At 73.7% G+C, this 24681-nt stretch carries 25 protein-coding genes; 17 read left to right on the plus strand and 8 right to left on the minus strand.

The window, feature by feature from the left end; all coding sequences use genetic code 11:
* The first annotated feature begins 8 nt into the window (after nt 1-8).
* The gene (locus EDF38_RS02995) at nt 9-353 is read left to right on the plus strand and encodes a hypothetical protein (protein ID WP_123353912.1); all 345 of its coding nucleotides are present in this window, start codon (nt 9-11) and stop codon (nt 351-353) included.
* Between the two features lie 41 nt (nt 354-394).
* On the opposite strand, the gene EDF38_RS03000 is transcribed toward EDF38_RS02995, so the two are convergent.
* Genes EDF38_RS03000 through EDF38_RS03015 form a run of 4 tightly spaced genes read right to left on the minus strand, consistent with a single transcriptional unit; the run spans nt 395 to nt 4796 of the window.
* Entirely contained in the window at nt 395-742 is a 348-nt protein-coding gene (locus EDF38_RS03000) for a LysR family transcriptional regulator (RefSeq protein ID WP_123353913.1), read from the minus strand.
* A complete protein-coding gene (locus EDF38_RS03005) occupies nt 739-1572 on the minus strand; it encodes a ferritin-like domain-containing protein (RefSeq protein ID WP_123353914.1) in 834 nt (277 codons plus the stop codon). The genes EDF38_RS03000 and EDF38_RS03005 overlap by 4 nt, the downstream gene beginning before the upstream one ends.
* A gap of 24 nt (nt 1573-1596) precedes the next feature.
* Nucleotides 1597-3978, minus strand: coding sequence for an SDR family oxidoreductase (locus EDF38_RS03010; protein ID WP_123353916.1), 2382 nt, complete (start codon nt 3976-3978; stop codon nt 1597-1599).
* Complete coding sequence (locus tag EDF38_RS03015) at nt 3975-4796, minus strand: hypothetical protein (protein WP_123353918.1); 822 nt, start codon at nt 4794-4796, stop codon at nt 3975-3977. Before EDF38_RS03015 ends, EDF38_RS03010 begins: the two co-directional genes overlap by 4 nt.
* Before the next feature lie 87 nt (nt 4797-4883).
* On the opposite strand from EDF38_RS03015, the gene EDF38_RS03020 reads away from it, so the two are divergent.
* From EDF38_RS03020 to epsC, 5 genes are all read left to right on the plus strand, one after another.
* The gene (locus EDF38_RS03020; RefSeq protein WP_123353919.1) at nt 4884-5663 is read left to right on the plus strand and encodes an SDR family oxidoreductase; all 780 of its coding nucleotides are present in this window, start codon (nt 4884-4886) and stop codon (nt 5661-5663) included.
* Complete coding sequence (locus tag EDF38_RS03025; RefSeq protein WP_123353920.1) at nt 5660-6757, plus strand: 1-acyl-sn-glycerol-3-phosphate acyltransferase; 1098 nt, start codon at nt 5660-5662, stop codon at nt 6755-6757. The genes EDF38_RS03020 and EDF38_RS03025 overlap by 4 nt, the downstream gene beginning before the upstream one ends.
* The gene (locus EDF38_RS03030) at nt 6754-8484 is read left to right on the plus strand and encodes an FAD-binding oxidoreductase (RefSeq protein ID WP_370275494.1); all 1731 of its coding nucleotides are present in this window, start codon (nt 6754-6756) and stop codon (nt 8482-8484) included. The genes EDF38_RS03025 and EDF38_RS03030 overlap by 4 nt, the downstream gene beginning before the upstream one ends.
* A 324-nt stretch (nt 8485-8808) precedes the next feature.
* Complete coding sequence (gene cysK / locus EDF38_RS03035) at nt 8809-9747, plus strand: cysteine synthase A (RefSeq protein WP_123353922.1); 939 nt, start codon at nt 8809-8811, stop codon at nt 9745-9747.
* Between the two features lies 1 nt (nt 9748).
* Entirely contained in the window at nt 9749-10300 is a 552-nt protein-coding gene (gene epsC, locus EDF38_RS03040) for a serine O-acetyltransferase EpsC (protein ID WP_123353924.1), read from the plus strand.
* Between the two features lie 179 nt (nt 10301-10479).
* Here the strand turns inward: epsC and EDF38_RS03045 are convergent, their stop codons facing one another.
* Entirely contained in the window at nt 10480-11208 is a 729-nt protein-coding gene (locus tag EDF38_RS03045) for an ABC transporter permease (protein WP_123353926.1), read from the minus strand.
* Nucleotides 11209-11335: 127 nt separating this feature from the next.
* Nucleotides 11336-12280, minus strand: a complete 945-nt coding sequence (locus EDF38_RS03050) for an ABC transporter ATP-binding protein (RefSeq protein WP_123353927.1) — start codon at nt 12278-12280, stop codon at nt 11336-11338.
* Between the two features lie 130 nt (nt 12281-12410).
* Here EDF38_RS03050 and EDF38_RS03055 point away from each other — a divergent pair, with 130 nt between their 5' ends.
* The 4 genes from EDF38_RS03055 to EDF38_RS03070 all read left to right on the plus strand — a co-directional run bounded on the left by EDF38_RS03055 (nt 12411) and on the right by EDF38_RS03070 (nt 15813).
* Entirely contained in the window at nt 12411-13532 is a 1122-nt protein-coding gene (locus EDF38_RS03055; RefSeq protein WP_148061439.1) for a sensor histidine kinase, read from the plus strand.
* A complete protein-coding gene (locus EDF38_RS03060) occupies nt 13529-14131 on the plus strand; it encodes a DNA-binding response regulator (RefSeq protein ID WP_123353931.1) in 603 nt (200 codons plus the stop codon). The genes EDF38_RS03055 and EDF38_RS03060 overlap by 4 nt, the downstream gene beginning before the upstream one ends.
* A gap of 82 nt (nt 14132-14213) precedes the next feature.
* Complete coding sequence (locus EDF38_RS03065; RefSeq protein WP_123353932.1) at nt 14214-14960, plus strand: histidine phosphatase family protein; 747 nt, start codon at nt 14214-14216, stop codon at nt 14958-14960.
* Nucleotides 14944-15813 (plus strand): NAD(P)H-hydrate dehydratase, encoded by an 870-nt coding sequence (locus tag EDF38_RS03070; RefSeq protein WP_123353933.1) that lies wholly within the window; start codon nt 14944-14946, stop codon nt 15811-15813. The genes EDF38_RS03065 and EDF38_RS03070 overlap by 17 nt, the downstream gene beginning before the upstream one ends.
* Nucleotides 15814-15859: 46 nt before the next feature.
* Here the strand turns inward: EDF38_RS03070 and EDF38_RS03075 are convergent, their stop codons facing one another.
* Complete coding sequence (locus EDF38_RS03075) at nt 15860-16609, minus strand: FadR/GntR family transcriptional regulator (RefSeq protein WP_233572162.1); 750 nt, start codon at nt 16607-16609, stop codon at nt 15860-15862.
* Nucleotides 16610-16849: 240 nt separating this feature from the next.
* On the opposite strand from EDF38_RS03075, the gene EDF38_RS03080 reads away from it, so the two are divergent.
* The 7 genes from EDF38_RS03080 (at nt 16850) to EDF38_RS15820 (ending at nt 23358) form a co-directional block, all read left to right on the plus strand.
* Nucleotides 16850-18214: an MFS transporter gene (locus tag EDF38_RS03080; RefSeq protein WP_123353936.1), complete on the plus strand. Its 1365-nt coding sequence runs from the start codon at nt 16850-16852 to the stop codon at nt 18212-18214.
* Nucleotides 18215-18323: 109 nt separating this feature from the next.
* The gene (locus EDF38_RS03085; RefSeq protein WP_123353937.1) at nt 18324-20060 is read left to right on the plus strand and encodes a dihydroxyacetone kinase family protein; all 1737 of its coding nucleotides are present in this window, start codon (nt 18324-18326) and stop codon (nt 20058-20060) included.
* Between the two features lie 49 nt (nt 20061-20109).
* Nucleotides 20110-20601, plus strand: a complete 492-nt coding sequence (locus tag EDF38_RS03090; protein WP_123353938.1) for a ribose-5-phosphate isomerase — start codon at nt 20110-20112, stop codon at nt 20599-20601.
* Nucleotides 20598-21437 carry a triose-phosphate isomerase family protein gene (locus EDF38_RS03095; protein ID WP_123353939.1) on the plus strand — a complete coding sequence of 280 codons (840 nt, stop codon included), beginning with the start codon at nt 20598-20600 and terminating at the stop codon, nt 21435-21437. The genes EDF38_RS03090 and EDF38_RS03095 overlap by 4 nt, the downstream gene beginning before the upstream one ends.
* A complete protein-coding gene (locus EDF38_RS03100) occupies nt 21434-22243 on the plus strand; it encodes a sugar phosphate isomerase/epimerase (RefSeq protein ID WP_233572166.1) in 810 nt (269 codons plus the stop codon). Before EDF38_RS03095 ends, EDF38_RS03100 begins: the two co-directional genes overlap by 4 nt.
* Nucleotides 22236-23150 carry a phosphogluconate dehydrogenase C-terminal domain-containing protein gene (locus EDF38_RS03105; RefSeq protein WP_123353940.1) on the plus strand — a complete coding sequence of 305 codons (915 nt, stop codon included), beginning with the start codon at nt 22236-22238 and terminating at the stop codon, nt 23148-23150. The genes EDF38_RS03100 and EDF38_RS03105 overlap by 8 nt, the downstream gene beginning before the upstream one ends.
* A gap of 37 nt (nt 23151-23187) precedes the next feature.
* Nucleotides 23188-23358: a hypothetical protein gene (locus EDF38_RS15820; protein WP_158613309.1), complete on the plus strand. Its 171-nt coding sequence runs from the start codon at nt 23188-23190 to the stop codon at nt 23356-23358.
* Nucleotides 23359-23433: 75 nt separating this feature from the next.
* Here the strand turns inward: EDF38_RS15820 and EDF38_RS03110 are convergent, their stop codons facing one another.
* Nucleotides 23434-24585: an acyltransferase gene (locus tag EDF38_RS03110; protein WP_123353941.1), complete on the minus strand. Its 1152-nt coding sequence runs from the start codon at nt 24583-24585 to the stop codon at nt 23434-23436.
* Nucleotides 24586-24681 lie beyond the last annotated feature (96 nt).

A 24681-nucleotide genomic window follows, 5' to 3' on the forward strand; every position in this document is an offset into this window, starting at 1 on the left:
TCGACTCCATGACGACGCAGCACGACGACCGCGACGGCCCGCCCGTGACCCCCGACGGCCGGTACCTCGTCGTGCACGGCCGGCTCTGGCGTCGTTCCGACCCGGGCCTGTCCGACGAGCGGCGCGACGCCCTCGTCCACGAGCTCATGGACGCCCGACGAGCCAAGGGCACGGCGAAGCGCGCCGACGACCACGACGCGGTCGAGGCCGCCCGGCAGCGCGTCGACGCCGCGAAGACCGCGCTGGGCGAGCGCGGCCCGGTGTGGTGGGACGACGACGCCCCCGACGAGACCCGTCGCCTGGCCGAGAACACCCGCTACGCCGAGTGGTGGGCCACCCACGAGCAGGCGTAGCGAACTGCCGCCCGGCCGGTCGCCGCGGCGGCGGAGGAGCCCTAGCGCCCCTGGCGCTTCTTGAACGGCTTGGGCTGCCCCTTGACCGCAGGCGTGCGCCCCTTGCCCTTGGACGCCTTCGCCTTGCCGCCCCCCGGCGGGGCCGGTGGCGGCGGCGGGGTCGACGGGCTCGCGAGCTCCTCCTCGGCGATGACGATCGCCGCCTGACCAGCCTTCGTCAGCCGGTACGGCGTCGCGTTCCGGTCGAACAGCTTGGTCCCGAACTCGAGCTCGAGCGCCTCGATCGACGACTCGAGCTTCTGGCGCGAGATGCCGAGCTTGTCGGCGGCCAGCGGGAAGTGGAGCACCTCGGCCGCCACGAGGAAGTGGCGCAGGTGGCTCGTCTTCACGCGGCCGCCACGCCGCCGGGCCCGCCGGCGGTCGGGCCGTTGACGACGCCGAGCCCGTCGAGGGCCTTCTGGAAGATGCGCAGCCCGGTCATGCCCGGCAGGTTCGAGATGTTGTGGTCGAGCTTCTCGGCGGCCTTGCGGCCCTCCTCGCCGCTCATGAGCTGGCCGAAGACGAAGCGCACGTCGTCGATGTCCATGATCGACGAGCCGACGGGAGCCCAGACCTTCTGCAGCAGGAAGCGGGTGAGCTTCTGCGCCTTCTTGCTCTTGAGCAGGCGCTCCCGGGCCTGCGAGACGTAGAACGCGACGTGGCGCGACTCCTGCTTGGCGATGCGGATGAGCAGCTCGGCGAGGACCGGGTCCTTCTCGAGCGCGGCCATGCGCTTGTAGGCGCTGACGGCGGAGTACTCGTTGGCGGCGCCCCACGACATGTGCACGGCGACGAAGTCCGAGCCGACGAACTTGCCGAGCAGGCCCTGCTTGACCGGGTCGAGCTTGTCGCGCCAGCCGAGCTTGAGGCGGTTCGCGCGCAGCTGGTCGTAGTCGACCTTGATGCCGTGCACCTCGAGGATCGCGGCGAGGGCCTCGCCGTGCCAGAACTCCTCGCGGTTCCACATCGTCATGAAGGTCGAGACGTCGCCCTCCTTGTGCGAGGGCGTCGTCAGCAGGTCGCGGGTGTAGCAGACGGTGTGGTACTCGACGTCGGCCATGTAGCGCAGGGTGCGGAGGGAGTCCGCGCTGAGGGGGTTCGCCTTGAAGTGGTCGAGGTCGAGGTCGTCCCAGGTGATGCGCTCGCTGGTCGCGGCGAACTTGTCGATGTCGAATGCCATGTGAGATGGGGGAGGCGCGGGTCGTCAGACCTGCTTCCCGTCTCCTTTCCGTGTGGTGCCGCCGGTCGTCGCCGCGCTCGTGGACCGGGCGCGAGCCCAGTCGCGGATGCTCCAACGTCTTCGGAGCGCCTCGCGAGCGAGATTGGCGTCGGGATTCACGGCAGAGGGATTCCCGACGAGCTCGAGCCACGCGAGGTCGGCGTGGCTGTCACCGTAGCCGTACGACGCTGAGAGGTCGATTCCCCGTTCGAGGGCGTACTGCCGCAGCCAGGCCGCGCGGGCCTCGTCGACGAGCGGCGGCTGGGCGAGGTAGCCCGTGAGCACGCCGTCGCGCTCGTGCATGGTGCTGGCGACGACCTCGTCGAACAGGTCGGCGATGGGCGCGGCGAGGGTGCCGATCGAGCCGGTGACGAGCACGGTGCGGTGGCCCGCGGCCCGGTGCTCGGCGATGCGCGCGACGGCCTGCGGCAGCGTGTGGCGGCGCACGGTCTCGGCGTAGCCGCCCGAGCGCACGACCCCGGCGAGCCGCGAGACGGGCATGCCGCTGTAGCGCCGCAGGAAGGCGCGGATGAACTCGCCCCGGTCGCGCCCCTCGGCGCGCAGGTAGGCGGGCAGCCCGGTCAGCAGGCTGGCGACCTCGCCCGGCCAGGCCGCCTTGCGGAAGCCGTTCGAGCGCACCCAGAGGTACTGCTCGACGATGTTCGAGTCGACGACGGTGCCCTCGAGGTCGAAGACGGCGACGACGTCGTCGCGCCGCGGCAGCGGCCGGTCGTCGACCACCGCGGCGCCGGCGGCGGGCCGCACCGAGAAGGCGCGGGTCATGGCCGTGATCGACGGGAAGTGCACGGTCTGGAAGTAGTCCTCCCAGTCGATGTCCGTCACGTCGAAGCCGATGTCGGCGGGCGAGCCGCCGGGCAGCCCGTCGTGCAGCGCGCGCGTGCGGCGGTCGTCGAAGATGATCTCCGACTGCACGTAGTGGCGGTAGAGGTCGGTGAGGCTCTGCAGCGACTCGAGGTCGCCGCGGCGCGTCTGCACGTCGGTCAGCGCCGTGCGGGTGCGGGCGTTCGACGGCAGGCGCGTGAGCACCTTCTCGCGCCAGTCGTTGGCGCGCTGCGCGGTGCGGATCGCGCCCTCGACCTTCCGCACGCCGGGGAACTTCCACGTCGGCACCGGGATGCTCGTGTGCTCGTCGCGCGGCAGCGGGTTCGCGGTGAAGAACGTCTTGAGGTTGTCGAACATCCGCAGGATCGGGAACGGGTTGCTGTTGCCCGACGCCACGTGGAAGTACCGGGGCTCCGGAGGCGCGGCCACGGCGTCCGCGCCGCCCGCCTCGCCGAGGCCCTCGCGCTCGGCCGGGCCGCCCGGCGGGTTCGCCGCCACGGCCAGGATCACGTTGACGACGTAGTCGACCGGCACGACGTCGAGCACGCTGTCGGGCACCCCGGGGAACTCCGGCAGGAGGCCGCGGGCGTACGACATGATCAGCGGGTCGGCGACCTTGAAGCCGTCGATCCAGCCCGGGAACGGGTGGCGCAGGGCGCTCTCGACGATCGCGGGGCGCACCACCGACAGGCGGTGGCCGTCCGCGGCCCAGAGCTCCTCCGCGGCGCGCTCGGCGAACGCCTTCGTCAGCGTGTAGACGTCGGTCCAGCCGAGGGTCTCCGCGCGGGTGCGGCCGTAGTCGACGAGACGGTCCTTGACCCAGGCGACCCGCGCCTCCTCGGCGGCGGCGGCGACGGCCTGCGGGCCGGTCTTGCCGTGCCCGGCACGGCCCTCGGCCAAGAACTTGCGGAGCGTCTCGGGCTGCCGCGAGGCGGCTTCGACCCGGGCCCGGGCGTCGCGCGCGGCGGCGTGCTCGGCGCGCCAGTCGACGTCGTGCGTGAGCGCCGCCTCGGGGAAGACGCCCTTGCGGATGCCGCCGACGTAGGCGGTCGAGACGTGGACCACGTGCGGGTCGCCCCCGGCCGCGCGCAGTGCCTCGTAGAGGCCCACCGCCCCGCCGACGTTCGTGTCGAAGGCCTGGTCGATGGGCGGGTCGAACGAGACCGTCGACGCGCTGTGGATGACGACGTCGAGGTCGGCGGGCAGGGCCGGGAGCGAGCCGAGGCTGCTCTCGACGACGCGCAGCCGCTCGGTGAGCGCCCGCTCGACCTCGGCCGGCCCGACGCGGTCGCGCCAGGTCGCGAAGACGGGCTTCTTCAGCAGGTGGCGGAGCCGGCCGAGGGCGGGGGTGCCGGCCTTCGGGCGGATGAGCAGGGTGACGGTCGTGTCGGGGTGCGTCGAGAGCAGCCGCTCGAGGATGGCCTGCCCGACGAAGCCGGTGCCGCCGGTGAGCAGCACGTGCGACGAGCCGAGGCCGGTCGCGGTCGAGCCGGGCGTCGGGGCGGGGGGGAGCGATGCGGTCATGAGGTGAGCTTTCGGGTCACGGCGGAGCCGACGCGGTCGTCGAGGCCGGGCAGCGCGGCGACGCGCTCGCCCACCGAGTCGGCACGGACGTGCCCCTCGGCCCCTCCCCAGACGGCGGTCTCGAAGGCGGTGCGGTCGGCGTCGGCGCGCTCGACGGCGCCGATCGGGAAGACGGCCCGCACCAGGGAGGCGCGGGTCTGCTTGACGGCGCGGGGCGAGTCCCGCAGGCGCCACGTCGACTCGATCTCGAAGAACTGCTCGTGGCGGGCCTTCACGGCGCGGACCCGGTCGAGCACGGCGGTGAGGGCGGGGCTGCCGGCGCGGACGTCGAGCGCGGAGTAGCCCTCGCCCATGACCCACTCGTCCACGAGGCCGGCGGTCATGTGCTCCGCGACGATCGGCACGCCCTTGTTGATCGCCTCGAGGGCCCGCGTGATGGGCCCGCGGCGCTCGGCGGCCTCGGAGGGGGAGTGGCGGCGGGGGCCCTCCTCCTCGTCGCGCAGGCGCGGCTGGCCGTGCGCCTCCAGGACGGCGTCGAGGGCGTCGGCGAGCCAGAACTTCTCGAAGGCCCAGGTCACGAGGAACGCGGTGACGCGGGCGTCCTTGTGCGTGGCCGTGACGAGCACGTTGCGGAGGTTCTCCATCGTCGCGCTCTCGAGGAGGCCGAGGTGGCGGAGGAGGCGCAGGTCGTCGGAGCGGAGCGGAGCCGTCTCGAAGGGCGCCAGGTCGAGCTCGGAGCGGAAGGCGCCCTGGGCCGTCAGCGTGAACTGGCGGATGTCGAACGCGGAGGTGTCGTAGGGGTCGCCGGGGATCGTCATGGACAGTGTTCCTCCGGGTGGCGTCGAAGCAGTGGTGATCGGGGCTGGATGCACGCGGATTCCCCTCAAGACCGTATCGTAAGCGGCATGGCAACAGCGCTCGTCACCGGGGGCACGTCCGGCATCGGAGCCGAATTCGCCCGCCAACTCACCGCTCGCGGCTGGGACCTCGTCCTGGTCGCGCGCGACGCGACCCGACTCGACGAGACCGCGGCCCGGCTGCGCGCCTCCGGCCGCTCGGTCGAGGTGCTGCCGGCCGACCTCGGCGACCGCGGCGACGTCGACCGCGTGGCGGCCCGCCTCGCCGACGACTCGCGACCGGTCGACCTGCTCGTGAACAACGCCGGCTTCGGCATGCACACGCCGCTGACCTCGACCGACGTCGCCGCGCACGACGCGGGCTTCGAGGTGATGTGCCGGTCGGTGCTCGTGCTCTCCGGCGCCGCGGCGCGCTCGATGCGGCCGCGCGGCCGCGGACGCATCGTCAACGTCGGCAGCACCGCGGGGTTCATGACCATGGGCAGCTACTCCGCCATCAAGGCGTGGGTGAACTCGTTCAGCGAGAGCCTCTCCGTCGAGCTCCGGGGCACCGGGGTCGGCGTCACCGTGCTCGAGCCGGGCTGGGTCCGCACCGAGTTCCACCAGCGGGCCGGCATCCGGTCGTCGTCCATACCCAACTTCCTGTGGCTCAGCGCCGAACAGCTCGTGAGCGCGTGCCTGCGCGACGTCGACGAGAACAAGGTGATCTCCATGCCCACGCTCCGGTACAAGGTGCTGATCGGCCTCGTGCGCCACGCTCCGCGGAGCGCCGTGCGGGCGGTGTCGGGCGCCATCTCGTCGAAGCGCGGGAAGCCCGCGGGGCAGTGACCGTGGCGGAACGCGGACGACCCGACGCGTCGGGCGACGACGGGGTGCCCTCGACCGGCGACGACGCCCGGCGACGGGCCGAGCAGCGCTCCCCGGCCGAGCAGCGCGACGCCTCGGCGCACGAGCGCCGACGCGATGCCGTGGCCCGGGCGGCGACCGACGTGAAGGACCGCTTCAGCTCGCGCGGCCACGCGATGGCCCGCTACGTGGCCCAGCGCGTCGTGCTCAAGCCGACGATCTGGTCGATCACGAGCGTCACGGTCATCGACCGCGACCGGCTCAAGGGGGTCGAGGGCGGCTTCATCGTCGTCGCGAACCACTCGAGCCACCTCGACGCGCCGCTGATCCTCGGGGCGCTGCCCCGACGCCTCGCCCGGTACCTCGCGACCGGGGCCGCCGCCGACTACTTCTTCGACGTGCCGTGGCGTCGCAAGCTCACCGAGCTGTTCTTCAACGCCTTCCCCGTGCAGCGAGGATCGTCGACGGCCACGCCGTCGGGCTCGCCGGGCTCGCCGAAGCCGCAGGGCCCCGCGGTCGTGGCCGCCGCGACCGGGTCGATCCCGGTCGTCGACGGGGCCGCCGGGTCGGGATCGTCCGCATCCGCATCCGCATCCGCATCCGCGAAGGCGACGAGACGCCGAGCCGACCGCGACGCGACCGCGAGCTCCTCGGCCCGCAAGCGCGCCGTGGCGAAGTCGGCCGCCCGACGTCGTGCCGGCCAGCCGACGGTCAGCGCCCGCTCGCTGCTCGAGCGCGGCTACCCGGTGCTGGTCTTCCCCGAGGGCACCCGCTCGAAGGACGGGTCCGTCGCGGCCTTCAAGCCCGGCGCCGCGGCGCTCTCGGCGGCGTGCGACGTGCCGATCATCCCGCTCGCGCTGATCGGGGCCCACATCGCCCACCCCCGCGGCTCGGCCTGGCCCCGGCCCGGTCGCCTGCCCGTCGGCGTGGCCTTCGGCGACCCCATGCGCCCGGAGCCCGGCGAGACGCCGCTCCAGTTCTCTGCTCGGCTCCGTGCCGAGATCCTGCGTCTCAAGGACGCGAACACCGCCCGTATCCTGGGCCCAGACACCCCGTCCGAAGGAGCACGACCGTGACCGACGTCGACATCGAGACCCCCGCCCCGAGCACCGAGGCACGGTCGACCGAGCCCGCCGACCACGGCGTGAAGCACATGAAGTGGTGGGGCTGGGGCGTCGAGGGCGTCGCCTTCCACCACGACGACAAGCCCGCGTTCGCGCCGTTCGTGAAGAAGATCGTCGGCGTCGAGCTGTCGAGCGGAGAGCACGACTCGGGGCTCTCGTTCAGCGACCTGACCGTGCCGGCCTCCCGCGCCTCCTCGGAGGTCGTCGACTCCCTCGTGCAGATCGTCGGGCGGGAGCACCTCGACCAGGGCGACCACGACCGCGTCGTCCACACGTACGGCAAGAGCATCCGCGACCTGATCCGCATCCGCGCCGGGATCCTCGAGCGGGTGCCCGACCTCGTCGTCTACCCCGCCGACGAGGCCGAGGTGCAGCGCATCGTCGACCTCGCCGTCGCGAGCGACCTCGTGCTCATCCCGTTCGGCGGCGGCAGCAACATCGTCGGCAGCCTCGAGCCGCTGCCGACCGAGGAGCGCACCGTGGTCTCGCTCGACATGGGCCGGCTCTCGAAGGTGCTCGACGTCGACGAAGACAGCGGTCTCGCGCGCATCCAGGCCGGCGGCCAGGGCCCCGACCTGGAGGAGCAGCTCAACGCCCGCGGCTGGACCCTCGGCCACTTCCCCGACAGCTTCACGCACTCGACGATGGGGGGCTGGGTCGCGACCCGCTCCTCCGGCATGCAGAGCGACAAGTACGGCGACATCGCCGACATCACGAAGGGCCTCCGCGTCGTGCGGCCGGGCGGGGTGCTCGCCATCCGCGCCGTGCCGAGCGCGTCGACGGGGCCGTCGCTCCGCGAGATGATCATCGGCTCGGAGGGGCGCCTCGGCGTCATCACCGAGGTCACCGCGCAGGTGCACCGCCTGCCCGAGAAGCGCGAGATCCTCGCCTACCTGTTCCCGTCGTGGCACGACGGCCTCGCCGCGATGCAGGCCATCGCCGAGAGCGACGCGAGCCCCTCGGTCACCCGCGTCTCGGACGCCCACGAGACCGCGTTCTCGTTCGCGACCTCGAAGCCCGGCAAGGGCATCTCGCAGAAGGTCACCGACGCGCTGCCGCTGCTGCTCAAGGCGAAGGGCTGGGACGTCGACGCGATGTGCCTGTCGTTCATCGGCTACGAGGGCAGCCCCGAGCACGTGGCCCGCACGCAGAAGACCGTCGCCGGCATCGTCAAGGCGAACCGCGGCATGAGCGTCGGCAAGGGCCCCGGCAAGCTCTACGACCAGAAGAAGTTCGACACGCCCTACCTGCGCGACTTCTTCATGGACCACGGAGGCGCGGCCGACGTCTCGGAGACCGCCGCCCCCTGGTCGAAGCTCCGCGACGTGTCGGCCCGGGTCTACGCCGCCGCGAACCAGGCGTTCGACCGCATCGGCGTGCAGGGCTGGATCATGGGCCACCTCTCGCACTCGTACCACTCGGGTGCCTGCCTCTACTTCACGTTCGCGTTCGAGCACGGCGACGACTCCGAGGCGCAGTACGACGTCGTCAAGCACGCGATCCAGCAGGCGTTCATCGACACCGGCGCGACGCTGTCGCACCACCACGGCGTCGGCCTCGAGCACGCGCCCTGGCTCGAGCAGGACGTCTCGTCCGAGGGCGTCGCCGTCATGCAGGGGCTCTTCGACTCGGCCGACCCGGGGCGCGTGTTCAACCCGGGCAAGGTGACGGGCGCCTAGGCGCCCCGAGCCGCGCTGACGGCGCCCCGCCGCACCTCGGTGCCGGGGCGCCGTCGTGCGTGCGGGCTGCGCCGTCGTGCGTGCGGGCTGCGCCTCCCGTCGCACTCCCGTCGCGAACTCAGGAGTCTTCGTCCGCCGGACGCGCGGCGGCCGCGAGGGCCGGCTCGCGCCTCCGGAACCGCCTGAGTCCTTCACCCGAGCAGGCCCGTCGGAGGCCGCCGGGGCCGGGTCGCGCGCCCCGCGGCGTCATCTCGGCGGACGCCTCGGTGCGTCTGCCTAGACTGACGCCCACCGACCTGACCACACCTCACGGAAGAGACGCGCATGACCGGCATCCACGGCGACATCACCTCGGCCTTCGGCGACACCCCGCTGGTGCGGCTCAACAGGCTCGGGACGCCCGGCGGCGCCGAGGTCGTGGTCAAGCTCGAGTTCTACAACCCCGGCGCCAGCGTCAAGGACCGCCTCGGCGTCGCCGTCGTCGACGCGGCCGAGGCCTCGGGCGACCTCCGGCCGGGCGGCACCATCGTCGAGGGCTCGAGCGGCAACACCGGCATCGCGCTGGCCCTCGTCGGCGCCGCCCGCGGCTACCGCGTCGTCATCACGATGCCCGAGACGATGAGCGTCGAGCGACGCACCGTCATGCGGGCCTACGGCGCCGAGATCGTCCTGACCCCCGGCAGCGAGGGCATGCGGGGCGCCGTCGAGCGCGCGAAGCAGATCGTCGACGAGACCGAGGGCGCCGTCTGGGCGCGGCAGTTCGAGACGGAGGCGAACGCGGAGATCCACCGTCGGACGACGGCTCCGGAGATCCTGCGCGACACCGACGGCAAGATCGACTTCTTCGTCGCCGGCGTCGGCACCGGGGGCACGATCACCGGCGTCGGGCAGGTGCTGCACGAGCAGGTGCCCGGCGTGAAGGTCGTCGCGGTCGAGCCGGCCGACTCGCCGCTGCTGAGCGAGGGCCGGGCCGGGCCGCACAAGATCCAGGGGATCGGGGCGAACTTCGTGCCCGAGCTGCTGGACCGGTCGCAGATCGACGAGGTCTTCCCCGTGCAGCTCGACGACGCGCTGCGGGTGGCTCGTGACCTCGCGACGAAGGAGGGCATCCTCTCCGGCATCTCGTCCGGGGCCATCGTGCACGCCGCGCTCGAGATCGCCGCGCGACCCGAGAACGCCGGCAAGCGCATCGTCGCGGTCGTCTGCGACACGGGGGAGCGGTACCTGTCGACGGTGCTCTTCCAGGACCTCGCGGACGCGTAGCGTGCACCCGCTCGCGCGGGTGCGCGAGGACGTCGCCGCGGTGCGGCTCCGCGACCCCGCGGCGCGCGGCCGCGTCGAGACGGCCCTGGTCTACCCGGGCCTGCACGCGGTCTGGGCGCATCGGGTCGCGTCGCGCCTGTGGCGAGCGCCGGGCGTGCCCCGACGGCTCGGAGCGCGCGTCGCGGCCCGGCTGGTCTCGCAGGCCGCGCGGACGCTGACCGGGGTCGAGATCCATCCCGGCGCCACGATCGGGCGACGCCTGTTCATCGACCACGGCATGGGCACGGTCGTCGGCGAGACGGCCGTGGTCGGCGACGACTGCACGCTGTTCCACGGGGTGACGCTCGGGGGCAAGGGCGGGCGCGGGGCCGCGGGCCGCCGGCACCCGACCCTCGGCGACGGCGTCGTGGTCGGCGCGGGGGCGGCGGTGCTCGGGGGCGTGACCGTCGGGGCCGGCAGCGTCGTCGGCGCGGGCGCCGTCGTCACGCACGACGTGCCGCCCGGGTCGGTCGCCGTGGGCGTGCCCGCGATGCCGCGGCCCCGTCGCGCGTAGCCCCGGCGCGCCCCGGGTCGTGTCGCGTGGCGCGCCGCCGCCACGCCCCCGGGTCGCGTCGCGAACTCAGGAGTCGCTGTCGCGGCCGGCCGTGACCGGCGGCCGCGACGGCCCGGGCCGACGGGATGTCCTGAGTCCGCATCCCCGACGGCGCGGGCCGGCGTCAGCGCGGCGCGGCGTCAGCGCCGCGGCTCCCACCGGAAGAACCGGGCCGCCGCGACCCCGCCGAGCACCGCCCAGCCGAGCGTCGGCAGCAGCAGCACGGGCAGCAGCCCGAGGTCGCCGCCGTTCCAGGCGAGGGCGATGAGCTCGGCGAGCCCGCCGCCGGGCAGTGCACGCTTGACCCACGCGAGGTCGTCGGCCCCGGTCACCTGGAACCAGATCGCGACCCCGAGCGTGACGAAGAACAGCGGCAGGGTCGTGTACTGGGCGTGCTCCGGCGAGGTGCTGAACCCCGCCGTGGCCAGGGCGAGGCCGACGAACATCGCCTCGGCGAGCAGCACGGCGACGACGAGCAGCCACACGTGCTCGGGGGCGGCGCGCGTCGAGAGCACGGCGAGCACGATCAGCAGCTGGGCGAGGCTGACGGCGACCAGCGGCAGCACGAGCCCCGCGAGGATGCCGCGGTCGGAGAGCGCCCCGCCCCGCATCCGCTTGAGGAACAGGGTCTGGCGGCGCGCGGCCAGGGTCGTCGTCGCGCTCACGTAGACGCCCATGCCGACCATGCCGATGATCTGCACGCCGGCGAGCATGCCCGCGGCGCCGGGTGCCTCGGCGCTCGAGCTGAACAGCAGGAACCCGCCGAAGGCGAGCGGCACGAGCAGGGCGCAGAGCGCGACGGTCCGGTTGCGGAGCATCATCCGCAGCTCGGCGGCGGCGATGGCGGTGGTGGCGGTGAGGGAGGTCATGCGAGGTCCTTCCGGGGACGGGGGAGCGGGGGAGGCGCGGGTCGCGTGCCGAGGGCACGTCCCGCCGCGCGAGGGCGAGAGCCGGTGCAGGTGCGGGTACGGCCGCGCGTGAGGCGGGCGGCCCGCCTCACGCGTCCCGGCTCAGCGCGCGGAACACGTCGTCGAGCCCCGACTCGTGCGTGCCGAACCGGTCGAGCCGGTGCCCGTGCTCGGCGGCCCAGGCGAGCAGCGCCGCGACGTCGCGCTGCGGGTCGGTCGTGGTCACGACGACGAGCCCGTTCTCGGTGCCCGACACGGGCAGCGGCAGCTCGGCGACCGCGACCGGCGAGACGAAGCGGATGCTCGTCGTGCTGCCGGCGGTCAGGTCGGCGATCGTCCCCTCGCGACGCAGGGTGCCCCGGTGCATGAGGCCGATGCGGTCGGCGTGACGTTCCGCCTCCTCGAGGTAGTGGGTGGTGAGGAGGAAGGTGACGCCCTCGTCGCGCAGGTCGCGGACGACGTCCCAGAGCTCGTCGCGGGCGCTCGGGTCGAGCCCCGTCGTCGGCTCGTCGAGGAAGACGAGCTCGGGCGTGCCCCACACCGCCATCGCGAAGTCGACGCGGCGCTTCTCGCCGCCCGACAGCTGGGCGACGCGGGTGCGCGCCTTCGCGGCGATGCCGACGCGGTCGAGGAGGGCGTCGACGTCGGCCTCACGGCCCGAGACCGCTCCCGAGAGCAGCACGCTCTCGCGGACCGTCAGCTCGGCGGCGAGCCCGGAGTCCTGCAGCATGATGCCGACGCGGGGCCGCGTGCGGGCCCGGTCGGCCGGGTCCCCGCCGAGCACCTCGACGGTGCCCGCGGTCGGGCGTCGGTGCCCCTCGAGCACCTCGAGGGTGGTGGTCTTGCCGGCGCCGTTCGTGCCGAGCAGGGCGTAGAGCTCCCCGCGGCGCACCGTGAGGTCGAGCCCGTCGACGGCGGTGAACCCGCCGTAGGAGAAGCCCAGTCCGGAGGCGCGGATCACCTCGTCGAGACCGGTGCCGCCGGTCGTGCCGGTCCCGCTGGTCGCGGGTCGTGCGTCAGTCGTGTCGTCCATGGCCACCACGATCCCGGAGCGGCTGCCCGCCCGGCAGTGCCAGGACGACACCTGTCGACGTGACGGATGTCACGTCGCGACGTGACGTCCCGGCCTCGTGGTCGTCGGGGGCCGCCGCTACGGTGGTCGCATGCCCTCCGCCGCGTCGTCGACCGCCCCGCCGCTCGCGCGCATGCGGCGCTACACGACGTGGTCGTTCGTCGCCATGGTCGCCCTGTTCGGGGTCATGTGCGTGCCGCTCGCGGGCAGCCCCGCCCTCATGGCGGCGGTCGCGGTCGCCACGCTCGCCACGGCGGCCCAGACCCTCTTCTGGGAGCGCGGCGCGCCCGTCTGGCTCACGGTCGCCGCGCTCGTCGTGGGGCTCGGGGTCTGGTGCGCCGCGGCCGCGCACGGCGACGCCGGCTTCGCCGCCGTGCCCTTCGTGGTGAGCGGGGCCGTCGTGGCGACGACGCCGCCCGTGGTGGCCCACCGCGGCGGCCCGATCGTGCTGCTCGCCGTCGCGCTGGCCCCGCTCGTCGTCGGCCGCGCGGTCGACGGCGCGCCCCTCCTGCCGCCCGCCCTCGTCGTCACGATCCTCGTCGCGTCGGCCTGGGGCGCCTTCCGCCTCAACCGCTACCAGTTCGGCCTCTACCTCGAGATCGACGCGGCCCGGCAGACCGAGGCCGAGCTCGCGGTGCTGCGCGAGCGCTTCCGGTTCTCGTCCGACCTGCACGACATCCAGGGCCAGGCCCTGCACGTCAGCCGGCTGCAGCTGCAGCTCGCCGGCAAGGTGCTCGCGAGCGATCCCGACCGGGCCCGCGGGCACCTGCGCGAGGCCGAGCAGCTCATCGTCGAGACCATCGCCGAGACCCGACGCCTCGCCTACGGCGAGCGGACCGTGACCCTGGCGGGCGAGCTCGCGAACTCCGCGGCCCTCGTGCGCGCCGCGGGCATCGACCTGCGCGTCGAGGGCGACCCGCCCGTCGGCCACCGGCTCGACGCCCTCTGGGGCCACGTCGTCCGTGAGGCGACCACGAACCTGCTGCGCCACGCCCAGGCCGAGCGCGTCGTCGTCGAGCTGGGCCCCGACGCCGTCGTCATCGTCAACGACGGGGCGCCCGACCAGGTCGGCGAGCCCCGTGGCCTGGCCCGCCTGGGCGAGCGCTTCGCCGAGGCCGGCGGCGTCCTCGTGACGCGGCTGGACGGGGAGTCGTTCCGCACCGAGGCCCGTGACGCGGCCCCGAGCCGCCCGCGTGAGGGAGCGGCGTCGTGATCCGCGTCGTGCTCGCCGACGACGAGACCCTCCTGCGCCGGGCGATCGCGTCCTTGCTCGACCTCACCGACGAGATCGAGGTCGTCGCCCAGGCCTCCGACGGCGTGGAGGCCGTCGCCCTGGCCCTGCGCCACGAGCCCGACGTCGTCCTGCTCGACCTCGAGATGCCCGGGCTCGACGGGGTCGAGGCAGCGCGGCAGATCCTCGAGCAGCGACCCGACCAGGCCGTCGTGCTGCTGACCCGTCACGGGCGACCCGGGGTGCTCAAGCGGGCGCTGGCCGCCGGGGTGCGCGGGTTCCTGCCCAAGTCGGTCGACCCCGACGAGCTGGCCCGGGTCGTGATCCACGTGCACGGCGGGCGCCGCTGGATCGACGCCGACATCTCCGCCGCGGCCATGATCGACGACTGCCCGCTGACCGAGCGCGAGCTCGACGCCCTGCGCCTCACGACCGAGGGGTTCTCGGTGCGCGAGATCGGCGCCCGGCTGCACCTCGCCTCCGGCACGGTCCGCAACTACCTGTCGTCGGCGATGCAGAAGACCGGCACCTCGTCGCGGCACGCGGCGGCCCGCACGGCCCGCGAGCGCAGCTGGCTGTAAGAGGCGCGGCTCGGCGCAGCTGACCGGTCCCGGTGGGGAGGACGCCGGTCGGCCCCGGCCGGGACGGCCTACCGTCGGCGAGATGATCAGGGAACTCCTCCTCGTCCGCCACGGCGAGAGCACCGCCAACGTCGCCGCGACCGCCGCCGAGGAGGACGGCTCGGAGACCGTCGACGTCGACGAGCGCGACGCCGACGTGCCCCTCAGCGACCGCGGCGTCGAGCAGGCCCGCGCCCTCGGCTCCTGGGTCGCCGACCTCGGCCTCGACGGGCCCGACGGCGCCCGCACCGCGGTGTGGGTCTCGCCCTACCTCCGCGCCCGGCAGACTCTCCGCGCGGCCCTCGACGAGGCCGGGGCCGACGTCACCGTGCACGTCGACGAGCGGCTCCGCGACCGCGAGCTCGGCGTCCTCGACCTGCTGACCCGTCGCGGCGTCGAGGCGCGGCACCCCGACGAGGAGGCGCGGCGACGTCGGCTCGGCAAGTTCTACCACCGGCCGCCCGGCGGCGAGTCGTGGGCCGACGTGGCCCTCCGCGTGCGGTCGCTGCTGCGCGACCTCGACGCGCTGCCCGACGTCGACCGGGTGCTCGTGACGGCGCACGACGCCGTCATCATGCTCGTCGTGTACGTCTGCACCGGGCTGGACGAGGCCGACCTGCTCGAGTTCGCGCGCGGCAACACCGTCACGAACGCGTCGGTGACCACCCTCCGCCTCGACGAGGGCGCCGCATGGTGGACCCTCGTCCGGTTCGCCGATGTCGACCACCTCTCGGAGGAGCACGCCCCCGTCACCGCCCACGAAGGAGACCGCGATGTCCGACCCCGCTGAGCAGATGATCACGCCCGACCTGCTGCGCGGCTGGCCGCTGCCCTCGGCCGGCGCCGGCAAGTACTCGCGCGGCCAGGTCGTCGTCGTCGGCGGGGCCGCGCGCACGCCCGGCGCCGCGATGCTCGGCGCCCTGGCCGCGCTCCGGGTCGGGGCCGGGCGCCTCACGCTGGCGGTCGCGGGCTCCGTCGCGCCGCACGTCGCCGTCGCGCTGCCGGAGGCGGGCGTGGTGCCCCTCGACCAGACCCCCGGCGGCCACGTGGTCGGAGCCTCGCTGGGGGCGGCCTCGGGCGACCTGGAGGGCGCCGACGCCGTGCTGGCCGGGTCGGGCCTCGACGACGCGGACGAGGCCGAGGCCCTGGTGCGCCTCCTGCCGTCGCTCGTCGGCCCCGACGCGGTCGTCGTGCTCGACGCGTTCGCCCTGGGCGTCCTGCCGCGCTGCGGCTCGGCGCTCGACCTGCTGCGGGGCCGGCTCGTGTTGACGCCGAACTCGAGCGAGGCCGGGCGCCTGCTCGGGCGCGACGTCGACGACCTGCCCGACGACCTGCGCGAGATCGCCCGCCGGTGGGAGGCGGTGGTCGCCTGCCAGAGCCTGGTCGCGGCACCCGACGGCCGGGTCTGGCGCTCCGGGGCCGGGCATCCCGGGCTCGGCACCTCGGGCAGCGGGGACGTGCTCGCGGGAGCGGTGGCCGGGCTCTCGGCGCGCGGTGCGGAGCCAGCCCAGGCGGCGGTGTGGGCGACGCACGCGCACGCGTCGGCAGGCGACCGGCTCTCGGTCGGGGTGGGGCCGCTGGGGTTCCTCGCCAGCGAGCTCCTCGACGAGCTGCCCCGGGTGCTGGTCGAGGTCGGCGGCTAGGCGGACCGAGGTCTGCCGCCGGCGCGGCTGGGCGCACCGGGCCGGCTCAGCGCAGGGGCCCGGCGATGTCGGCGTGGCCGACGCGCTCGCCGGCGGTGGCCATGTGCGCGCGCATCGCCTCGCGCGCGGCGTGCGGGTCGTGGGCGGCGATCGCCTCGAAGACGCCTTGGTGCTCGCGATAGGCGGCCTCTGCCTGGTCGCGTTCGCGGAGGCCCCGCTCGACCCAGAGGCGCAGCAGCGAGCGGGTGCTCTGCAGCAGGTCGCGCAGCACCACGTTGTCGGCGCTGATCGCGATCTGCAGGTGGAAGCGGATGTCGGCCTGCAGGAACGTGTCGAGGTCGTCGAGGCTGTCGCGCATCGTCGCGACGAAGCCGCGGAGGGCCTCGACGTCGGCGTCGGTCGCTCGCTGCGCCGCGAAGCTCGCGGCCTGCACCTCGAGGCCGCCGCGCACCTCGATCAGCTCGCGGGTGCGCGCGGCGTTGAGCATCATGCCCCAGCTGAGCGTCGTCGGCAGCAGCTCGGACGTGTTGTCGCGGAGGTACGTGCCCGAGCCAGGCCGGACGGTCACGATGCCGAGGATCTCCAGCGCCGCGAGGGCCTCGCGCACGGCCGACCGGCCGACGCCGAGCTGCTCGGCGAGCTGGCGCTCGGGCGGCAGGCGCGAGCCGGGCACGAGCTCGCCGGTGGTGAGCAGCCCGATCAGCTGCTTGACGACCTCGCTGACGGCCGTCCCCTTCGGCACGAGCTCGAGCTCGAGGCGGAGGCTCGTCGGGTCGTCGTCGGGGTAGGCGGGCACGGGGGAGAGCTTACCGACGGGTCCGTCGCGGGCCGGGGGGCGCCGTCCTCCCTTTTTCCCGTCGCCTTCCGCCGTCCCTCCTCGCCGCCGGCACGGATTGGTCAACCGGTTGACAAGTGCGCTCGGATCCGTGACCATGGATCCTGAGCGCCTCGACCACCGTCGATCACGGCGTCATCTCACAACGTCGTCAGATCCGAAGGAGTCGATGTGGACACCCCAGCCCGCACGGCGGAGGCCATGAGCCCCGTCGAGAAGTCCGCGATCAAGAAGGTGGCGATCCGGCTCGTGCCGTTCGTCGCGTTGATGTTCTTCATCAACTACCTCGACCGCACCGCCATCGGCTTCGCCGCCCCGAACGGCATGGAGTCCGACCTCGCCCTGTCGGCGGCCCAGTTCGGCTTCGCCTCGGGCGTCTTCTTCATCGGCTACATCCTGCTCGAGGTGCCCTCGAACCTGGCGCTGCACAAGTTCGGCGCCCGCAAGTGGCTCGCCCGCATCATGGTGACCTGGGGCATCGTCGCGCTGCTCTTCACCTGGGTGCAGAACTTCGAGCAGCTCGTCGCGCTGCGCTTCCTCCTCGGCGTGATGGAGGCCGGGTTCTTCCCCGGCGCGATCCTCTTCCTGAGCCTCTGGGTGCCTGCCCGCCACCGCAGCAAGATCCTCGCGCTCTTCTACCTGGCGCAGCCCCTCACCACGGTCGTCGGCGCCCCGCTCGCCGGCTGGCTGATCAGCCACGACGGCGTCTTCTTCGGCCTCGAGGGCTGGCGCTTCATGTTCCTCGGCGTCGCGATCCCCGCGATCGTGGTCGGCATCGTCGCCTGGTTCTACCTCAAGGACAAGCCGGCCGACGCGAAGTGGCTCACGAAGGAGGAGCAGGAGTGGCTGACCGCCGCCCTGGTCAAGGAGGCGTCGACCAAGACCGGCGCCGTCTCCACGACGGGCAAGCACCCGGGCCTCGGCGTCGTGTTCAAGAACGGCCGCGTCTGGATGCTGTCGTTCATCTACTTCGGCTTCGTCTACGGCCTCTACGCCCTCGCGTTCTTCCTGCCGACCATCATCGGCGGCTTCCAGGAGCAGTTCGGCACCGAGTTCACCGTCACGCAGCGCGGCTTCATCACCGCGATCCCCTACGTGCCGGCCGCCCTCGCCCTGTACTTCTGGTCGCGGGACGCCACGCGGCGCGGCCTCAAGACCTGGCACATCGCCGTCCCGGCCGTCGTCGGAGGCCTCAGCATCCCGGTCGCGCTGTACGCCCAGTCGCCGGCGCTCACCATCGCCGTCATCACCATCACCGCCATGGCCATCTTCGCCGCGCTGCCCAACTTCTGGACGCTGCCGACCCAGTTCCTCACGGGGGCGGCCGCGGCCGCGGGCATCGCGCTGATCAACACGATCGGCAACCTCGCCGGCTTCAGCGCCCCGTACATCACGGGCCTGGTGACCGACGTGACGGGCGACTACCGGGCGCCGATGTTCATCGTCGGCTTCTTCCTGCTCCTCTCGGCCGTCCTCATGCTCGTCCTCAGCCGGATGAAGCGGCCCGAGGGCGCGGCGACGCCGCAGCAGGCCGCCGACCTGGCCGCGACGGCCGGGCTCGACTGACGGACGCGGGGCCCGGGCGTCCACTACGCCCGGGCCCTGCGTCCACCACCCCGCCACCGGCGCCGACCGCGCCTCCTCCGTCACCGGACCACCGCCTCCTGGAGCCCTCATGACCCGCCTCTTCAACGAACCGAGCGACTTCGCCGACGAGATGATCGACGGCTTCGTCGCCGCCAGCGGCCGCTGGGTGCGCCGCGTGCACGGCGGCGTCGTACGGTCGACGCGCTCGACGCCCGGCACCGTCGCGCTCGTCGTCGGCGGCGGCTCCGGCCACTACCCCGCGTTCGGCGGGCTGGTCGGCCAGGGCCTCGCCCACGGCGCCGCCCTCGGCAACCTCTTCGCGTCGCCGTCCTGGCAGCAGGTCAGGTCGGTCGCGAAGGCCGCCCAGGTCGGCGGGGGAGTGCTGCTCAGCTACGGCAACTACGCGGGCGACGTGCTCAACTTCGACAAGGCGCAGCAGAAGCTGATCGACGAGGGCATCGAGACCCGCACGGTCGCCGTGACCGACGACATCTCGAGCGCCTCGGTCGACGAGAAGCACAGGCGCCGCGGCATCGCCGGCGACCTCACCGTCTTCAAGACCGCCGCGGCCGCCGCCGAGGGGGGCGCCTCGCTCGACGAGGTCGTCCGCCTCGCCACGAAGGCCAACGAGCGCACCCGTTCGTTCGGCGTCGCGTTCTCCGGCTGCTCGCTGCCCGGGGCCGACGAGCCGCTCTTCACCGTGCCGGAGGGCCGCATGGCCGTCGGCATGGGCATCCACGGCGAGCCCGGCATCGGCGAGGCCGACGTGCCGACCGCGGCGGGCCTCGCCGAGCTGCTCGTCTCGTCGCTGCTCGCGAGCGACGAGCTGCCCGAGGGCGTCGCGGAGGCGCGGGGCGGCCGGGTCGCCGTCCTCCTGAACGGCCTCGGCTCGGTCAAGTACGAGGAGCTCTTCGTCGTCTACTCCCGCGTCGACGCCCTCCTGCGCGAGGCCGGGGTCGAGGTCGTCGAGCCCGAGGTCGGCGAGCTCGTCACGAGCTTCGACATGGCCGGCGTCTCGCTCACCCTCTTCTGGCTCGACGACGAGCTCGAGCGCCTGTGGGGCGCCCCCGTCGACGCCCCGGCGTACTCGAAGGGCTCGGTCGTCGCGGCCGAGCGCGTGGACGACACCCGACCGGAGGCGCTGGTCGCCGACAGCATCCCACCCGCCTCGGTCGCGTCGCAGGCCGCGGCCGCGACGGTGCTCGCCGCCCTCGAGGCGATGCAGGCCACCGTCGACCTGCACGCCGACGAGCTCGGACGCATCGACGCGGTCGCCGGGGACGGCGACCACGGCATCGGCATGCAGCGCGGAGTCACGGCCGCCGTCGCCGCGGCCCGGGCAGCCGTCGAGGCCGGCGCGGGTGCCGGCACCGTGCTCGACATCGCCGGCGACGCCTGGTCCGACCGGGCCGGAGGCACCTCCGGCGCGCTCTGGGGCGCCGCGCTCGCGAGCGTCGGCGCGGCGGTCGGCGACGAGGCCGCCCCGACCCGCGACTCGGTCGCGGCGGGCGTCGCGGCGGCGACCGAGGCGATCCTCGAGTTCGGGGCCACGGTCGGCGACAAGACGATGGTCGACGTGCTCGTGCCGTTCAGCGACGCGCTCTCGGGCGCCGTCGCGGACGGCGCCGACCTGCCCGCCGCGTGGTCCGCGGCCTCCGACGTGGCCGTCGCGGCCGCCGCGGCGACCGCCGACCTCCTCCCCAGGATGGGCCGCGCGCGGCCCCACGCCGAGAAGAGCCTCGGGACCCCCGACGCCGGCGCGACCTCGCTCGGGCTCGTGACGCGGGCCGTGGGCCTCGTCGTCGCGAGCGGGCACGGCGCCTGACCCGAGCCTCCCGCGCTCTTCCCCACCTCCTCCAACGAAAGGCACCACCATGGCTGACCAGCTGCGCATCGTCGTCGGATCGGACGACGCCGGTTTCGACTACAAGGAGATCCTCAAGAAGGACCTGGCCGCCAACGGCCTCGTCGCGAGCGTCGTCGACGTGGGCGTCGACGCCGACGGCCACACCGCCTACCCGCACGTCGCCGTCGACGCGGCCCGCATGGTCGCCTCGGGCGAGGCCGACCGGGCGATCCTGCTCTGCGGCACCGGGCTCGGGGTCGCGATCGCGGCGAACAAGGTGCCCGGCGTCCGCGCCGTCACCGCCCACGACTCGTTCTCGGTCGAGCGCAGCGTCCTGTCGAACGACGCCCAGGTGCTCTGCATGGGCCAGCGCGTCGTCGGCGTCGAGCTCATGCGTCGCCTCGCCGCCGAGTGGCTGACGTACCGCTTCGACTCGTCGAGCGCCTCGGCCGACAAGGTCGCGGCGATCTGCGGCTACGACGGCTCGGCCGAGCCCGTCGGGATCGACGCCCGGGCATGACCGACGCAGCCGCGCGCCCCGGGCCGCGCTTCACGATCGGTGTGAGCCTGAAGATGTACTTCACGCACGCCCGGACGATCGCGTGGGCGACCGAGGTCGCGGAGATCGCGGCCCGGCACCCCGCGACGCGCGACGGTCTCGTCGACCTCTTCGTCGTGCCGTCGTTCCCGGCGCTCGTGCCGGTGCGCGCCGCGATCGGCGACGCCCCCGTGCGGCTCGGCGCGCAGGACCTCGCCACCGACGACCTCGGGGCGTTCACCGGCGAGGTGAGCGGCGTCGAGCTCGCCGAGATCGGCTGCACGCTGGCCGAGGTGGGGCACGCCGAGCGGCGTGCGCTGTTCCACGAGGACGACGCGGTCGTCGCGGCGAAGACCGCGGCGGCGCTCCGCAACGGCGTCACCCCGCTGCTCTGCGTCGGCGAGGTCGCCGAGGCCCCGGCGTCGCTCGCGGCGCTCGAGGTGACGCAGCAGATCGACGCGGCGCTCGCCGACGCGGACGGGTCAGGACTCTCCGGCGCGGTCGTCGTGGCCTACGAGCCCGTGTGGGCGATCGGTGCGCCGGTTCCTGCGTCGTCGACGCACATCACCGCCGTCGTGGCCGCCGTCGAGCAGCACCTCGCGGGGCTGCCCGGCCGCGTCGGCAGCCGTGTGGTCTACGGCGGCAGCGCCGGGCCCGGACTGCTGACCGAGCTCGGCGGCGCGGTGCGGGGGCTGTTCCTCGGACGGTTCGCGCACGAGGCGGCGGCGGTCGAGCGGATCCTCGACGAGGCGCTGGCGCTCGGCGGCGACGCGGTGGGCACGGCGCCCGCCGCGTCGAGGAATCAGGCGTCGTCGTGATCGGCCTCAGCACGTACGCGTACTTCTGGCGCGGCAGCGAGCTCGTGCCTGAGCCCTTGACGCTCGACGACATGCTCCGCGACACCGCGGCGCAGGGCCTCGGCCTGTTCCAGATCTGCGACCACGCCCCGCTCGTCGACTACACCGACGAGCAGCTCGCGGCCCTGCGCGGCCTCGCCGACGAGCTCGGGCTGACGCTCGAGCTCGGCACCCGCGGCACCCGACCGGCCGTGCTGCGGACCTGGCTGCGCCTCGCGGTCGCTCTCCGCGCCTCCCTCGTGCGCACCATGTGGACGGAGGGCGACGACCGGCCCGACGCGGTCGAGACCGACCGGCGGCTGCGCGAGGTGCTGCCGGAGTACGAGGAGGCGGGGGTCACCCTCGCCCTCGAGACCTACGAGCAGGTCGGCTCGACCGAGCTCGTGGCCGTCGTGCGGCACCTCCGCAGCCCTCGGCTCGGCATCGTGCTCGACCCCGCGAACACCGTCGCCGCGCTCGAGCACCCCGCCGACGTCACCGCACGCTGCCTGCCCTTCGTCGTGAACTGGCACGTGAAGGACTTCGCGTTCTCCCGGAAGGACGGCTGGGTCGGCTTCGCGTTGACCAGCACCCCGCTCGGCGAGGGGCTCCTCGACTACGACGGCGTCAAGGCCGCCCTCGAGGCCCGCGACGGAGGCGCGACGACCGTCAACCAGGTCGTCGAGCACTGGCTGCCCTGGCAGGGCGACCCCGAGACCACCACCCGGCTCGAGGCCGGGTGGACCACCACGACCATCGACCACCTCAGGAGGAAGAACAATGACTGACACCCTCGACACCACCACCGCTGCCGTCACCTACGCCGACGGACAGGGCTCGTCCGACGTCACCGTCGCCGTCATCGGCGCCGGCGGCAAGATGGGCCAGCGCGTCTCGAACAACCTCGCCAAGAGCGCCTACACCGCCCTCTACAGCGAGGCCTCGCCGGCCGGCGTCGCCCACATCGAGTCGCTCGGCCGCACGGTCACCCCGACGGAGGTCGCCGTCGCCGACGCCGACGTCGTGATCCTCGCCGTGCCCGACGTCGTGCTCGGCGCCGTGTCCGAGAGCGTCGTCCCGGCGATGAAGTCGGGCGCGATCATCCTGACGCTCGACCCGGCCGCGGCGTACGCCGGGCTGCTCGCGTCGCGCGACGACATCCACTACGCGGTCGCGCACCCGTGCCACCCGAGCGTGTTCCTCGAGCGCACCACGAAGGAGGAGTGGGCCGACACCTTCGGCGGCGTCGCCGCCCCGCAGGAGGTCATCGCGGCGCTCGAGGGCGTCGACGCCGACTCGCCCGTGCGCGAGCTCGCGACCCAGGTCATCTCGACGATCTACGCGCCCGTCATCGCCGTGCACTACGTCACCGTGAAGCAGCTCGCCGTCCTCGAGCCGACGCTCGTCGAGACCATCGCGTGCATGGTCGGAGCGTTCCTCAAGGAGGCGCTCGACGAGACCGTCGACGGCGTCGGCGTGCCCTACGAGGCCGCCCGCGCGATGCTCTACGGCCACACCTGGATCGCGCTGACGAACGGGCTCCGCGGCTCCAACCCGTTCAGCGACGCCTGCCACATCGCCATGGACTACGGCCGCGAGTCGATCGTCAAGGACGACTGGAAGAAGATCTTCGACGACAGCGAGCTCGACGGCGTCATCGCGCGCATGCTCAAGATCGACGCCGTCAAGCGCTGAGCGGGAGCGCCGGTTCGTCGAGCGCGAGCGCGAACGCATGAGCAGGGGCGGTGGCCACGTCGGGGACGGGGCCACCGCCCTCGTCGTGCTCGGGGCGACGCTCGCCGACCCGGTCGTCCGGCTCCCCGCCGTCGCGAACTCAGGACCTGCCGTCGGCTACCGCCCCGGCCGGGCGGCCGACGTGCGTCGCCGGGTCGACGATTCCTGAACCGTCGACGCGACGCGACGCCGGGCGACGCCTGGGGATGGCCTCGCGGACGCGTCTCGCGCCTGCGGTCGGGCCTCAAGCCCGGCTGAGCTCGCTCTCGCGAGCCGACTCGCCCGTCGAGACCGGAGTCTCGCCCTTCGGGGACTCGAGCTTGTCCTTGAGGCGCAGAGCGGGCCGCTCGACGAAGCGGTGCGACAGCCAGGCCGTGACGACGGCCGCCGCGATGACGGCGACCTTGCCGAGGGCGCCGGGGACGATCGGCTCGAGCAGGGCGATGAAGACGACGTGCCAGAGGTAGAGCGGGTACGACAGGGCACGGCCGAACCAGGCCACCGGTGAGAGGGAGAGCATGCGGGCCGGCCACGAGGGCCGCGAGACGAGTCCGCCGATGAGCAGCGCCGAGGCGACGGCGACGCCGGGCAGCATCATCGTGAAGGTCGTCACCTGCTGCTGCCAGCCGGAGCCGATGACCGCCAGCGACCCGACGACGCCGGCCAGGCCGATCCACGTGGCCGCCGAGCCCGCGCGGCCGCGCAGCAGCGCCTTGCCGCGCTCGGAGTCGAGCACGACCGCGAGCAGGCAGCCGAGCAGCAAAGGGGCCACGTTGAGGACTGGGCTGAAGTAGATGTCGGGGGTCGCGCCTCCGGACGGGGCGTCGAAGAGGAAGCCCGACGCGACGACGGAGCCGACGACGAGGGCGGCCAGCACCGAGACGATCACGCGGCGACCGGCGGCGAGCGCGAGCAGCAGCACGAGGAGCGGGGGCCAGACGAGGTAGAACTGCTCCTCCATGGAGAGGCTCCACATGGGGGAGAAGACGCCCTGCGACTCGCCGAAGAACGAGCGGGCGATGTTGCCCGTGTAGCTGAGGGCCACGCCGGCGGCGCCGAGTGCGCTCATCGTCGAGCCCTGGTAATCGCCGATGAGCCACCACAGGGCCATCCCGACCACGACCACGGCGAGGAGCGTCGGGTAGAGGCGCAGCAGTCGGCGCACCCAGAAGCGGCCGAGGCGGATGCGGCCCGACTTGCGGTGCTCACTGATCAGGAGACCCGTGATGAGGTAACCCGAGAGGACGAAGAAGACGTTCACTCCCACGAATCCGCTGCCGAAGCCCGGCACGTGGAGGTGGTACAGGACGACGAAGGCGATGGCCACGGTGCGCAGTCCGTCGAGCGGCAGCACGCGGTCACGGCGTGCGGAGGGCGTCGGCGGGGCGCTGGGCATCGGTCCAGTGTGCCTCGGAATCCTCGGAATCGCCCGGGTGGGGCACCCGGCGGTGCGGGGATCGGCCCGGCTGCCGCTGCGCGCGTCGCGTCGAGG

Source organism: Frigoribacterium sp. PhB160, assembly GCF_003751785.1.
Lineage (GTDB): Bacteria > Actinomycetota > Actinomycetes > Actinomycetales > Microbacteriaceae > Frigoribacterium.